The sequence below is a fragment of the Nocardia sp. XZ_19_369 genome (assembly GCF_015355715.1).
Classification (GTDB): Bacteria; Actinomycetota; Actinomycetes; order Mycobacteriales; family Mycobacteriaceae; genus Nocardia.
This window is the reverse complement of record NZ_JACVED010000002.1, coordinates 1,135,022-1,148,720: the sequence shown is the minus strand read 5'-3', so window position 1 is coordinate 1,148,720 and position 13,699 is coordinate 1,135,022. Positions and strand designations below refer to the sequence as shown.

Sequence of the window (13,699 nt, the reverse complement as noted above, 5' to 3'; positions counted from 1 at the left end):
GTCTCAGGTGGCGGGCACCGTCCGATCCACCGGAGTGATCGGCAGCCGCAACGCGCCGGGGGCGGACTCGGGCACCACGGGCTGCTTCGGCGGCACCGGGGCGATCCGCTGGTATGCCGCGCCGAGTTCCGGACGCGGGTCGGCCTCGTTCTTGTTGGGCCAGAACGCCATCGCCCGCTCCGCCTGCGCCGTGATGGTGAGCGACGGGTTGACACCAAGGTTGGCGGTCACCGCGGAGCCGTCCGCGACATGCAGGCCGGGGTGGCCGTACACCCGCTGATACGGGTCGACGACACCGGTTTCCGGGGTGTCGCCGATGACGCAGCCGCCGATGTAGTGCGCGGTCGCCGGGATGTTGAACACGTCCATCACCAGCCCGTGCGTGTCACCGTGCACCTTCTCACCGAACCGGCGGCCGATGTCGTGCGCCATCGGGATCCAGGTCGGGTTGGGCTCGCCGGTGCCCTGTTTCGTCTTGAGCAGCCCGCGCCTGCGGAACGAGGTCAGCGAGTTGTCCAGCGACTGCATGACCAGCAGGATCACCGACTTCTCCGAGGCGCGCCTGGCATTGAGGCTGCGCAGGAACACCAGCGGATGCACCAGGATGGCAAGGAGGAAGCGCAGGAACCGGAACGCGCCGCCGTCCACGATCGGCACCGACATCGGGAACAGTGCGTTCTGGCCCTTGCCGTAGTGGCACACCTCGATGTGGGTGTCCTCGGCCGGATGGATCGACGAGGTGATCGCGATGCCCTCGGCGAAGTCGCGACGCGAGCGGCTCACCACATTGAGGATCGCCTCGGAGTTGCTACGGGTCAGCTCGCCAAGGCGCGGCGAGAGATGCGGCAGCACTGCCTCGTCGCGCATCTTGTGCAGCAGCTTCTGCGTGCCGAGCGCGGCGCCGGCGAAGACCACCTGCTCGGCGGTGAAGGTCTTGCGCTCCTTGCGCACCCAGCGGTCCGAGCGCTCGGTCTGCACGGCGTAGCCGCCCTCGGGCAGCGGCCTCACCTCGGTGGCGGTGGTCAGCGGATGCACCTCGGCGCCCGCCTGTTCGGCCAGGTAGAGGTAGTTCGTGGTGGTGGTGTTCTTGGCGTTGTGCGGGCAGCCGGTGAAACACTGCGCGCAGTGCACGCAGCCGCGCCTGCGGGGGCCGACGCCACCGAAATAGGGGTCGTCCACTTCGGCGCCCGGGTCGCTCTCGTTGAAGAACACGCCCACATTGGTCGGATGGAAGGTCTCGGGGACGCCGAGGTCCTCGGCGATCTCGCGGATCACCTCGTCGGCCGGGGTCAGCCGCGGGTTCGGCGCCACGCCGAGCATTCGCTGGGCCTGGTCGTAATACGGCGCGAGTTCGGCCCGCCAGTCGGTGATGTGGGCCCACTGCTTGTCGGTGTAGAAGTTCGACAGCGGCTCGTACAGGGTATTGCCGTAGATGAGGGAGCCGCCGCCGACGCCAGCGCCGGAGAACACCGCGCACTTGCCGAGCACGCTGATCCGCTGCGGTCCGGTCAGGCCCAGTCGCGGCGCCCAAATCGATTTGCGCACATTCCAATTCGACTTGGGGATGTCCTCGGCGGGCCAGCGTCTGCCCGCCTCGAGCACGCCGACCCGATACCCCTTCTCGGTCAGCCGGAGCGCGCTCACGCTGCCGCCGAATCCGGAGCCGATCACCACCACGTCGTAGTCGAATGCGGGCATGACTTCCTCTCGTTCACCGGCCCATCGGGCCGGTCACTCACCGTACCGGCAGATGAGACGATTTCATACTCATTCTGTCACCGCGCGGGCTGTGGTGGAAACCATCGTTACCCGGCGATATCGCGGAAACCGGCGTGCCCGGATGGCGTCGAACGGGTCCGGTGCGGTAAGCACGGGGCGTGACAACCGAATCGGGCACCACGGAACCGGGGGAGCGCGCCGACACCGACGGCGCGGCAGGCGGTGTGTTCGACGACCGCATCCTCACCGTCCCGAATGTCCTGAGTGTCGTGCGGCTGCTGGGTGTTCCGCTGTTCCTGTGGCTGCTGCTGGTCGAACACGCCGACGGCTGGGCGTTCGTCCTGCTGATCGCCAGCGGGGTGACCGACTTCCTGGACGGCAAGCTGGCCAGACTGCTCGATCAGTCCTCGCGCCTGGGTGCTCTGCTCGATCCGTTCGTGGACCGGTTGTACCTGGTGACGACCTTGGCGGCGTTCGTGATCCGTGGGTTGATCCCCTGGTGGGTGGCGGTCATCCTGGTCGGCCGCGATCTGGTGCTCACCCTGACGCTCTCGGTCTACAAACGCCGCGATCTGCCCCCGCCCGATGTCATCTATCTCGGCAAGGCGGCCACCTTCGCGTTGATGTCGGCCTTGCCCTGGTTGCTGGCCGGGGAGATGGATTGGGCGCTGGACGGTTTCGGACGCGCCTTCGGTGGGGCATTACTGGTCTGGGGCACGGCTGTGTATGTATGGACCGGCTTGCTCTACACCGGTAAGGCGATCGCCGTCGCCCGCGCGATACCGGCTGTGCCACACCGCTCGACCTGACCGACGGCGTCGAGTCGAACATTGTCTCGACCCTCGCATAGAGTTGCGCCCACACGATCACAACGGAAAGGACGGACGGCCTGTGACCCAGACCCCCGAAGATCTGCGCTACACCGAGGAGCACGAGTGGGTGCAGCGGATCAGCCCGACCCGGGTTCGGGTAGGCATCACCGACTACGCACAGTCTCAACTCGGTGACGTTGTGTTCGTGCAGCTGCCCGAAACCGACAAGGACGTCGTCGTCGGGGACAGCATCGCCGAGGTCGAGTCGACCAAGAGCGTGTCCGACATCTACGCCCCGATCGCCGCGAAAGTTGTTGCGGTGAACGAGGATCTGGTGCAGCAGCCGGAAACGCTGAACACCGATCCGTACGGCGACGGATGGTTGTTCGAACTCGAGATCGCGGACGCCGCGGGCCTCGACACCACCCTCGGTGAACTGCTGGATGCGGCAGGTTATCAAGGAGTTATCGGGGGCTGAATCAGCCTTCCCGGTTCTACCTGCACGGGCACGCCCTGGCAGGGTACGGTCAATGCCAACAGATGCGCCGACAGTCATTGTCGGGAATCTAGGGACTCGACGGCAGGTCGTGGTGCCACAGGTATCACCTGCTTGCATGGATAATCAGGTTCGAGGAGGAGAGAAACGGTGAGCGAGAACAAAGACCCGGGTTACGGGGAGACCGCGGCCGAGACGACGTCGGTCTTCCGCGCGGATTTCCTGAACGAGGTCGACGCGTCGCGCTCCGGAGAGCCGACCGGTGAACAGCCGGTCCAAGGGGTCGAGGGTCTGCCCGTTGGTGCGGCCCTCCTGGTCGTCAAGCGCGGCCCGAACGCGGGCTCGCGGTTCCTGCTGGATCAGCCGACGACGTCGGCGGGCCGCCACCCCGACAGTGACATCTTTCTCGACGACGTCACCGTCAGCCGTCGGCATGCCGAGTTCCGCCAGGACGACGATTCGTTCCAGGTTGTCGATGTGGGCAGCCTGAACGGCACCTATGTGAATCGGGAGCCGGTGGACTCCTCGGAACTCCAGAACGGCGACGAGGTACAGATCGGCAAGTTCCGTCTCGTGTTCCTCACCGGACCGCGGGCCCAGGTGAACGAGCCGTCTGCGGGTGCAGGCAGCCTATGAGCACGCGACGCTGGGTTCTTTCGAGACGTGAAGGGCTCGGGGTCATGAAGGAACTCGGTGTCGTGACGGATTCGGCGCAGTGACGGGCGCGGCGCAGTGGGCCCGCGGAGGCATGTCGATCGGCTCCGTGCTCGACCTGCTGCGCCCGGATTTTCCGGACGTCACCATCTCCAAAATTCGCTTCCTCGAAGCGGAAGGCCTGATCCGGCCGGAGCGCACGCCCTCGGGCTACCGCAGATTCTCCGTCGCCGATTGTGAACGGCTTCGGTTCGTGCTGACCGCGCAACGCGATCAGTACCTGCCGCTGAAGGTGATCAAGGAACAACTCGAAGCGATCGACAGCGGTGCGGCGACGCTCGGGGTGCGCGAAGCCCGCGCCCGGGCGCACTCCGGCCGTGCGGGTGCGTCGGAGTCGGCAGCGTCCGACTCCGAGCACCCGGCCGCTCCCGGCGGAAATCGGAACGGTGCCGCGGCGCCGAGGAGGCTCGGCGTGGTGCCCAGCGAGATTTCCCCCGATGATCTGCGTTTCGATCACGAAATACGGCTCACCCGCGCCGATCTGCTCGCGCAGGCCGACATCGACGAGACCTTCCTCAACGATCTGGTTCGCGCGAATCTCATCACGCCCGGCCCGGCCGGATTCTTCGACGGCGACGACGTGACGCTCGCGAGGACCGCCAAGGCGATGGCCGAATTCGGTTTGGAGGCACGGCATTTGCGTGCGTTCAAGCTGGCCGCCGATCGGGAGGCCGCGCTGGTCGCACAGATCGCCGCCCCCATCGCGAAGAGCCGGGACGCCGGTGCCCGCGCCCGCGCCGAAGAAACAGTGCGCGAACTCGCGGCGCTGTCGCTGACGTTGCACACCTGTCTGGTGAAGTCGTCGGTGCGGACGTCGCTGGGCGGCTGAACATCCCGTTCGACCGCCGACGCGCGATCCGTGCCATGTTTCGGTCATCCAACACGCCGATTTCGGCTGTGCACACCGATCACTGCACCCGCGCGGGTTCGCCTAGACTCGTTGGTACGGCGAGCTGGGCGGTGGTCGTGCCGGGCGGCCGGCGAGTATTGGGAGGCAGTGCGATGAGTGAGCGTAGCGAACGAATCATGTCACAGCGTGTGTCGCGCGTGCCGGGGCGAAATTTCGTGAGCGAGGTGCTGGCATGAGTGAAATGCGTGTAATCGGCATTCGTGTCGAGCAGCCACAGAACCAACCCGTGCTGCTGCTTCGTGAGGTATCGGGGGATCGGTACCTACCGATTTGGATCGGGCAGGCCGAGGCGACCGCGATCGTGCTGGAGCAGGAGGGGGTGACCCCGATCCGCCCGCTGACCCACGATCTGATCAAGATCCTGATCACCGAGCTCGGGCATACCCTCAAAGAGGTGCGCATCGTCGACCTGCAGGAAGGCACCTTCTACGCGGACCTGGTGTTCGAGAACGATCTGCACATCTCGGCCAGGCCGTCGGATTCGGTAGCGATCGCCTTGCGGGTCGGTTGCCCGATCTACGCCGAGGAGCCGGTGCTCGAGGAAGCCGGGCTGGTCATGCCGGACGAGCGCGAGGATGAGGTGGAGAAGTTCAAGGAATTTCTCGAATCCGTCTCACCGGACGACTTCAAGGCCACCGACAGCTGACCGGCCCATCCGCCGCCCCGGTGCCGCCACGCCGACGACGCGCGGAGCTGAACCAGAGGTCGAGACTTCAACCGCGCGTCGCGTTTGGCTCGATGATGGTGCTCCCTGGACAATCAAGGGGAGTAATCTCGATAGTTGGGCCACGTCCGTTTTGGCCAGGTCGTCAGTACAAGCAGTGGTCGAAACGGAGCCGGGTCATCGATGAGGCTAGCCGTCGGCGAAGCAAGGGAGTGGTCAGTGGCAGAGCAATCGCAGGATGTGGTACAGCCAGGCCTGTTCCCGGACGACTCGGTTCCCGACGATCTGGTCGGCTACCGGGTACCCAGTGCATGCCAGGTGGCCGGGATCACCTACCGGCAGCTCGACTACTGGGCGCGCACCGGATTGGTGGTGCCCTCCATCCGCAGCGCCGCAGGCTCGGGGAGCCAGCGGCTGTACTCGTTCAAGGACATCCTCGTCCTCAAGATCGTGAAGCGGCTGCTCGACGCGGGCATCTCGCTACAGAACATTCGCATCGCGGTCGACCACCTACGCAGCAGGGGAGTGCAGGACCTCGCGGGCATCACCCTGTTCTCCGACGGTACCTCGGTGTACGAGTGCACCTCGGCCGAGGAGGTAGTTGATTTACTGCAGGGCGGGCAAGGCGTCTTCGGCATCGCCATCAGCGGAGCCATGCACGAACTCACCGGCGCCATCGCCAACTTCCCCGCGGAACGCGCGTCCGCGGTGACGGAGCGGCCGGAGGACGAGCTGTCCTATCGCCGCAAGGCGCGGATGGGCCGCAAGACCGGTTAAGAGTAGCCAACCGAAACAACACCCCGTCTCCCCGACATGTCGAGGGTAGCGGGGTGTTGTGCTGTGTGGCACTTGATTTCTGGTGCAGCGGGCGGGGACCCGGCCACGGCTTATGGAGTTCCAAAGAACATGTCGTTAAGTAGATATGCGCATCTAACTATGTTTCTGCTGGAACGGTCCTGACCTGCACGTGACGAGCGCGACACCGCCGGGACGGGACCAGTGACACGTTCCGGCGTGTCATCGGCTTAAACTGGTGGCGCGCCAACGCCGTGCGGGAGAGTCCTGGGTTCGTCAGAGTCCGGGCGCCGAAGGAGCAGCACCTCCCCGTCAATCTCTCAGGCAACAGGGACCGTGCGGGCTTGGGCGCCTCTGGAAAGCGGTGGCTTCGGGCTGCCCGCCGATGGGGAAAGGGGCTCGGCCTTCGAGTAGGCCGCAGCGTCCGAATCTCTCAGGCAACAAAACAGAGGGGGAGGGCTGGTACCCGTCGACCGCCGTCGACCCGCCCGACCCCATGGGAGCTGCCGTGACTCGCTCATTCGCCGATCGCCACATCGGACCCGACCGGGGCGAACTCGCCCGGATCCTGGACGTCGTCGGCGTCGGCTCGCTCGACGAGCTCGCCACGAAGGCCTTGCCGGCCACCATCCTGGACGGCTCCGGACTTTCCGGATTGCCGCCCGCGGCAACCGAACACGAGGTGCTCACCGAACTCGCCGGGCTCGCCCACTCGAACACCGTGGCCACCTCGATGATCGGTCTCGGCTACTACGACACGCTGACCCCGCCGGTGCTCGTTCGCAACCTGCTGGAGAACCCGGCCTGGTACACCGCCTACACGCCGTACCAGCCGGAGATCAGCCAGGGCAGGCTCGAGGCGCTGCTCAACTTCCAGACCATGGTGTCGGAGCTGACCGGCATGGACGTGGCCAACGCGTCCATGCTCGACGAGGCCACCGCGGCCGCCGAGGCAATGACCCTGCTGCACCGGGCCAGCCGGTCCAAGTCGGCGCGCCTGGTCATCGACACCGATCTGTTCCCGCAGACCAAAACCGTGCTGACCACCCGGGCCCAGCCGCTGGGTATCGAGCTCGTTCCGGCTGACCTGGCGGGCGGCGAGCTGCCCGAGGGTGAGTTCTTCGGCGTGCTGGTGCAGGCTCCCGGCGCCTCGGGCCGTGTAGTGGACTGGACGTCGCTGATCAGCGCTGCGCACGAGCGTGGCGCGCTGGTCGCGGTCGGCGCGGACCTGCTGGCGATGACGCTGATCGCCTCGCCCGGCGACCAGGGCGCGGACGTCTGCTTCGGCACCACCCAGCGTTTCGGTGTGCCGCTCGGCTTCGGCGGGCCGCACGCCGGGTATCTGGCAGTGCGCACGGCGTATGCCAGGCAGCTGCCGGGCCGACTGGTCGGCGTCTCGGTGGACGCCGACGGTGACGTGGCCTACCGGCTGGCGCTGCAGACCCGGGAACAGCACATCCGGCGCGAGAAGGCCACCTCCAACATCTGTACCGCGCAGGTGCTGCTGGCCATCGTCGCGGCGATGTACGCGAGCTACCACGGTGCCGACGGGCTGCGCGAGATCGCCCGCCGCGTGCACCGGCACGCGGCCACCATCGCCGCCGGGCTCGACGGTGCGGTCGTGCACGACACCTTCTTCGATACCGTGCTCGCGCACGTGCCCGGTGGTGCGGAAGCCGTTGTCGCGAAGGCGAAGTCGCGCGGGATCAACCTGCGCCTGGTCGACGCCGATCATGTCGGCATCGCCTGCGACGAGGCGACCACCGAGGCGCATGTCGCGGCCGTGCTCGAATCCTTCGGCACCACACTGTCGGCCGAGCAGAGCGAGCCGGCCCCGGTCGCCGCGATCGAGAACCGCACCTCCGATTTCCTCGACCACCCGGCCTTCACCAAGTACCACACCGAAACCGCCATGCTGCGCTACCTGCGGTCGCTGTCGGACAAGGATATCGCCTTGGACCGCAGCATGATTCCGCTCGGCTCCTGCACCATGAAGCTCAACGCGACCGCCGAGATGGAGGCCATCACCTGGCCCGGCTTCGCCCGCGTGCACCCGTACGCGCCGGTCGAGGACGCCCCCGGCCTGCTGCAGGTGATCACCGATCTGGAGCAGTGGCTGTGCGCCATCACCGGCTACGACTCGGTGAGCCTGCAGCCCAACGCGGGCAGCCAGGGCGAGTACGCGGGCCTGCTGGCGATCCGGCGCTACCACCTGGATCGTGGTGACACCCACCGGGATACCTGCCTGATCCCGTCCAGCGCACACGGCACCAACGCGGCCTCGGCGGCGATGGCCGGGCTGCGCGTCGAGGTGGTCAAGTGCCGCGAGAACGGCGATATCGACCTGGACGACCTGCGGGCCAAGATCGCCGACCACGCCGCCCGGCTGGCCTGCATCATGATCACCTACCCGTCCACGCACGGCGTCTACGAGCACGAGGTCGCCGAGCTGTGCGAGCTGGTGCACGACGCGGGCGGTCAGGTGTACGTCGACGGCGCGAACCTGAATGCTCTTGTCGGCCTTGCTCGTCCGGGCAAGTTCGGCGGCGACGTGAGCCACCTGAACCTGCACAAGACGTTCTGCATCCCGCACGGCGGCGGCGGTCCGGGTGTCGGCCCGGTGGCGGTCCGGTCGCACCTCGCGCAGTACCTGCCGGGCGATCCGCTGGTGACCGACTCGCACGCGGTGTCGGCCGCGAACTACGGCTCCGCCTCGATCCTGCCGATCACCTGGGCGTACATCAGAATGATGGGCGCGGACGGGCTGCGCAGCGCCACCTTGACGGCGATCGCGTCGGCCAACTACATCGCGCGCAGGCTGGACGAGTACTTCCCGGTGCTCTACACCGGCGAGCACGGCATGGTCGCGCACGAGTGCATTCTGGATCTGCGGGAGATCACCAAGCAGACCGGTGTCACCGTCGATGATGTCGCGAAGCGCCTGGCGGACTACGGATTCCACGCGCCGACGATGAGTTTCCCGGTGGCGGGCACGTTGATGGTGGAGCCCACCGAGAGCGAGAACCTCGCCGAGCTGGACGATTTCATCGAGGCGATGATCGCGATCCGTAAGGAGATCGATCAGGTGGCGGCCGGGGTGTGGCCGGTTACCGACAACCCGCTGCGTGGTGCGCCGCATACCGCGGCCAGCCTGGTCGGGGAATGGGAGCACCCGTATAGTCGCGAAACCGCTGTTTACCCACGGGGTCTCGGGCATTCGCGGGCGAAGGTGTGGCCGCCGGTGCGCCGGATCGACGGGGCTTACGGCGACCGTAACCTGGTGTGCTCGTGCCCGCCGCTCGAGGCGTACGCCGAGTGACAGGGACCGGGTAGGCAGTCGTTTCTGCCGACTGACCAACGAAAGCGCCCTCCAGCTGAATCAGCTGGAGGGCGCCTTCATCTGGGCGGCGAGTTGTGCGTCTAAGGGCGGGCACGGTGCAAGCTGCTCTGATGCATCGGCGCAGGCTGCTGACTTCCCGCACGCGCTGTAGCGTGCGAAAGCCGTTGCGGGAGAGTTCGCTACGGCGTGGTGAGGGATTGCACGACGGCGGACGCGAATTTGAGATCGTCGGAGGTCGCCACGCGGGTGTAGGTGCCGCCGGACTGCTCGGAGATGCTCTTCAGCGTCTGCGTGCCTTGCCCGCCGATCACGATGATATCGACGCGCACCGGATGGGCCTTGTCGATCGCGGCGGCCATGTCGCCGGCGAGTTTCGCGCCGGTGACCGTCGAGTCGTCCTCGGGCCCGTCGGTGATGAGCAGCACCGAATTGGTGCGGCCTGCGGTGTACTCCTTGATCGCGTTCTTGTACGCGGCGATCAGTGTCGGGTAAGCCTGATCGGCGCGAACATCGCTGGCGCGCACGGCATTCAAGGCTGTGCTGAGCTTGGTGCGCTGCTCGTTGGTGAGGGGAGCCGTGGCGGCCTGCACCTTGTACGGCGTGTTGCCGTCGAGGTTCTTGCCGAACGTCCAGACGCCGAGGCCGAAGTCGGGTGGCATCACGGTCATCGTGGAGTTCAGGGCGGCCAGGACATTCGCTAGCCGGGTCATCGAACCGTCGGTGGTCGTCATGGACGCCGAGACATCCACCAGGACAGTGGATTGCACGCCGAGCACCGGATTGGCCATGGTGTCGCGCACTTTGTCGAGCGCGGCGCGTGCCGGCACGGGGGTGGTCGCCGCCGCGGTGGTGAAGCCTGCGGCGGTGAACGTTTGGGCTTGCTCGGGGGCGCGCAGGAAGTCGGCGAAGAGGCCGCCGATCAGATTCTGCGTCTTGTCCACCCAGGGGCCGGACATCAGCGCGGCGGGGTGGTCGGCGACCGGTGCGGCACCGGTCGGCTGGTAGACGGTAAGTCCCGGTTGGGTTTTCGCCTGCTGTTCGGTGGTGGCGACGGCGTGCACGGTGGCGGTCTGCGGCGCGCTCGCGATGATGCCGAACGCCGCGGCGGTGTGCGGTGCCTCGGGTGCGCCGGCCGCGAGTCCGGAGATGGCGGACACGGCCTGGCCGGACTGTGCGGCCTGCTCGGTGAGCGGCTCGGCGCCGGAGACCGCGGACCCGACGGCGACGGCGGCGGCCAGCGAAGCATCGCCGGGCGGCAGCGCCATGCGTAGGCCGCCCCAGCCGGACAGGCCGATGTCGCTGAGCGAACCCTGTTGCAGGCGTGGCAGATCCGCCCAGGTGGTCTTGGCTTGGTCGAGCGCGCCACGCAATTCGTCGGGCACCGCGAGCACTATCGGGCTCACCGCGATGGGTGCGGGCGTGCCTTCGATCAGCCCGGGCACTCGCATGGCCTCGATCGAGCGCGACGAATCGGGGATCCACAGCACCGGTTGCGGGCCGAGGGTTTGGTCCCATGGCTTGCCGCTGGTGAAGGCGGCGGCGATGGCGGCCGAGGGCTGCGCGGTCACCGCGACCTGGGCGCAGTGGTCGCGCACGTGTGGTTTGGTCGCGTTGTACCGGTCAGCGGCGGCGCGGACCAGCGTGGCGATGTCCGGATCGGCGGTCACATACAGCGTCGAGGGGCCGGACACGCACTCCGCCGCGGCGGCGCTGTCCTCGTCGGCCGCCCGGTCCCGTAATTGGAACCATGCGAAGACCCCGGTGACCAGCAGCACGATGGCGACCACTGCGATAACCGGACCTTTGCTGATGCCTCGGGATCTGGCTCCGCTGCGATGAGTGCCCACGCTGCACAGTGTATGTTCACCTGCGGTTTGCGGGCTCGCCGAGATCGGCGAGCCGCCGCGAAACGCCCGCCGCCGTGCCCGCGGCGGCACGGCGGCGGTGTTCAGGGGCGAATCAGCTGCCCGCGGTCGAACTCGTGACCACCCCAAACCCCGGACTGTCCGGTGCGGGCGGCGAATTCGGCACAGGCCGCGCGAATGGGGCAGCCCGCGCAGACGCCGCGGGCGTAGTCGAAGTCCTGCGACGGGTACGGGAACCACGCCTCGTGATGCGGATCACCCCGGCAGGCCGCCCGATGCCACTCTCGGGAGTCCGAGAGCGGGAGCAGCTCGGCCAGGGTCAGCTCCGCGACCGCGGCGGTCTGGTTGCGAACGGTCATCGCGATCTCTCCTTTCTCGGTGGGTCAGGTGGCGGCGAGCTGCTTCCAGATCTGCCGCTGTTGCTTCACGTGGTGGTTGGGTGCTTTGGGTTGCCACAGCAGCCGCATGCCCGCTTCCTCCGGGGTGCGGTCGGCCTTGGTCGTGTTGCAGGGCCCGCAGCAGGCGACGAGGTTGCTCCAGGTGTTCGGGCCGCCCCGGCTGCGCGGGCGGATGTGGTCGACGGTGCGGGCCCAGGCGGCGCAGTAGCCGCACCGGTTCCGGTCGCGGCGCAGGACGCCGGCCAGCGTGGCCCGGCTCTCGTCGTGTACCCGCGCGCTGTGCTCGATGTACACGTAGCGCAGCAGCCGGATGGTCTCCGGTAGCAGCACCTCGAAGTGCTTCGAGCGGACCGGGAAGTGCGGTGCCCGGTCGGCGATCGACTCCGCGGCGCCCGCCAGCAGCAGCACGACGGCCCGGTCGGCGCTGATCATGTCGAGCGCCTCGTAGGAGGCGTTCAGCACCAGCACGCCGGTGCGTATCCAGTTGTCGGGGGTGAGTGCCGCAGGTTCGGCGGCATGGCGAAATGGCATGGGAATCACCATGTTTCGGGAGAGGTCGAGCGGGCGGGCGAGGAGGGCGGTCAGCTATCGGCCGGGAGGTGGCCGGCTTCATGTCCGCAGCTCAGCTGTCGGTCGAATGCGGGTTTGCCGGTCGACAATCGGTGCACCGCAGCGGCATTCGCCTTCATCGGAATCATCGCCACCTCCTCCTCTCCATACGCTCGTCGATCACCGCTACCTGGTGATCATCGTCGAATCCCATGGTGACATAACGGACCTACCGCTGTCGGGTCATTTATTTCCGGACTCAGGCGCTCTGGAGCTGGGCGGCGCCGAAGGAGACGCGGAATCGCTCGCACCAGATCGTGACACTGGTCAGTGCCGACAGGTCGGTGTCGGCGGCGATGGGATAGTTCTGACTGCCCTTGTTGCCTTTGAGGCTGCCGAGATCGGTATGGGTGCCGTCATCGAAGACGAACCAGCCCGCCTTACCTTCCAGCACCTCGGCGTCGGTGAGCCAGACGTGCAGGTCGGGGCCGTCGGAGGTGTCGAGGTTCTCGAGCCGCAGCACCCGGCTGCCGTCGGGCAGTTGCAGGATCACCACGGAGCCGGAGGTCTGATGCTCGTGCGAGATGAGGCTGCCGCGCGCGAGCGTGCGCGGCTGGGCGGTCGCACCCGGCGCCGCCGGAGCGGTGGCCGAGGGTGCGGCCTCGTTGACGGTGGTGTTGGTGAACAGCCGCCACGGCTGAGTCAGCGCCAGCCCCACGCCGAGCCCGATCACCAGCAGAACGGCCAGCGTCCAGGTGATCGGGGAACGCGCGATCTTGCGTGCGGACACCATGGTTCCTCCTTCGGACGACCGCCTCATGTCATTCAACACCGCCCCCGCGGTTATTGCCCCCACTTGGTCATGGGGCTGGTGGATGTGGTGTCAACCGATCGGTGTGTGCCGAGTTGAGCACAGTCAAATGGTCTTTGTCGGAATCGAGCAGAGTGAAATGGTGGCTATGTGATCTCCACCAACGACCATTTGACTCTGCCCGATCCCCAAAGCCCCGTCAGGTAACAGCGGTCAGCCAAACTACCCAGGCTGGAGCTGGCCATTCACACCTGACTTGCTTCGGAAACTCTCGTGACGCCACCACAGCCGGCCAGCCACGCTGGAACTGACCCCCGCGCACCTGACCGTAAGGGGAAAGCCGGGTACGGCACACGACGCGCTCAGCACTATCGGGGCGAATACATTGGTAGGTGAACCTTTTCGGGTACTCGGCGACTCAGGAACCCCCGCCGCCCCCTCCTGTGTGTCGGGCTGAGTTGAGTCCGCTGGCCCACAGCAATTCGGCCTGACCCGGGCAACATCGAATCGACCTTCTTCATAACCACCAGAACGAAAACCGCAGTCAGCGGTGGCCAGCATGGACGGATGGACCCCCAGCCCACGAGCCCGCCACGGTGTCCCGCTCACCAGCTGACCCCGCGTCG

General features: G+C 67.0%; 12 protein-coding genes and 1 riboswitch. Of the genes, 7 read left to right on the top strand and 5 right to left on the bottom strand.

Features of this window, described 5'->3' with window-relative positions; translation table 11 throughout:
• Positions 1 to 3: 3 nt before the first annotated feature.
• The gene (locus tag IBX18_RS11240) at positions 4 to 1,698 is read right to left on the bottom strand and encodes a GMC oxidoreductase (RefSeq protein ID WP_194833609.1); all 1,695 of its coding nucleotides are present in this window, start codon (positions 1,696 to 1,698) and stop codon (positions 4 to 6) included.
• Positions 1,699 to 1,943: 245 nt separating this feature from the next.
• Here IBX18_RS11240 and IBX18_RS11235 point away from each other — a divergent pair, with 245 nt between their 5' ends.
• From IBX18_RS11235 to gcvP, 7 genes are all read left to right on the top strand, one after another.
• On the top strand, positions 1,944 to 2,528 hold the full coding sequence (locus IBX18_RS11235) for a CDP-alcohol phosphatidyltransferase family protein (RefSeq protein WP_135238101.1): 585 nt from the start codon (positions 1,944 to 1,946) through the stop codon (positions 2,526 to 2,528).
• A gap of 82 nt (positions 2,529 to 2,610) precedes the next feature.
• A complete protein-coding gene (gcvH, locus tag IBX18_RS11230; protein WP_194833608.1) occupies positions 2,611 to 3,009 on the top strand; it encodes a glycine cleavage system protein GcvH in 399 nt (132 codons plus the stop codon).
• 168 nt (positions 3,010 to 3,177) lie between these two features.
• Positions 3,178 to 3,663 (top strand): FHA domain-containing protein, encoded by a 486-nt coding sequence (locus tag IBX18_RS11225; RefSeq protein ID WP_040734653.1) that lies wholly within the window; start codon positions 3,178 to 3,180, stop codon positions 3,661 to 3,663.
• 112 nt (positions 3,664 to 3,775) lie between these two features.
• Entirely contained in the window at positions 3,776 to 4,570 is a 795-nt protein-coding gene (locus IBX18_RS11220) for a MerR family transcriptional regulator (protein WP_194833607.1), read from the top strand.
• Positions 4,571 to 4,823: 253 nt separating this feature from the next.
• Positions 4,824 to 5,297, top strand: a complete 474-nt coding sequence (locus IBX18_RS11215) for a bifunctional nuclease family protein (protein ID WP_069160942.1) — start codon at positions 4,824 to 4,826, stop codon at positions 5,295 to 5,297.
• A 201-nt stretch (positions 5,298 to 5,498) separates the two neighbouring features.
• Positions 5,499 to 6,092, top strand: a complete 594-nt coding sequence (locus tag IBX18_RS11210; RefSeq protein ID WP_194833606.1) for a MerR family transcriptional regulator — start codon at positions 5,499 to 5,501, stop codon at positions 6,090 to 6,092.
• 265 nt (positions 6,093 to 6,357) lie between these two features.
• A riboswitch (glycine riboswitch) is annotated at positions 6,358 to 6,457 on the top strand.
• Between the two features lie 149 nt (positions 6,458 to 6,606).
• Entirely contained in the window at positions 6,607 to 9,429 is a 2,823-nt protein-coding gene (gene gcvP / locus IBX18_RS11205) for an aminomethyl-transferring glycine dehydrogenase (RefSeq protein WP_194833605.1), read from the top strand.
• Between the two features lie 200 nt (positions 9,430 to 9,629).
• Here gcvP and IBX18_RS11200 read toward each other — a convergent pair whose 3' ends face one another.
• From IBX18_RS11200 to IBX18_RS11185, 4 genes are all read right to left on the bottom strand, one after another.
• Entirely contained in the window at positions 9,630 to 11,297 is a 1,668-nt protein-coding gene (locus IBX18_RS11200) for a VWA domain-containing protein (RefSeq protein ID WP_194833604.1), read from the bottom strand.
• Between the two features lie 101 nt (positions 11,298 to 11,398).
• On the bottom strand, positions 11,399 to 11,674 hold the full coding sequence (locus IBX18_RS11195) for a WhiB family transcriptional regulator (RefSeq protein ID WP_194833603.1): 276 nt from the start codon (positions 11,672 to 11,674) through the stop codon (positions 11,399 to 11,401).
• A gap of 24 nt (positions 11,675 to 11,698) precedes the next feature.
• Entirely contained in the window at positions 11,699 to 12,244 is a 546-nt protein-coding gene (locus IBX18_RS11190; protein WP_194833602.1) for an HNH endonuclease, read from the bottom strand.
• A gap of 277 nt (positions 12,245 to 12,521) precedes the next feature.
• The gene (locus IBX18_RS11185) at positions 12,522 to 13,055 is read right to left on the bottom strand and encodes a DM13 domain-containing protein (RefSeq protein WP_194833601.1); all 534 of its coding nucleotides are present in this window, start codon (positions 13,053 to 13,055) and stop codon (positions 12,522 to 12,524) included.
• Positions 13,056 to 13,699 lie beyond the last annotated feature (644 nt).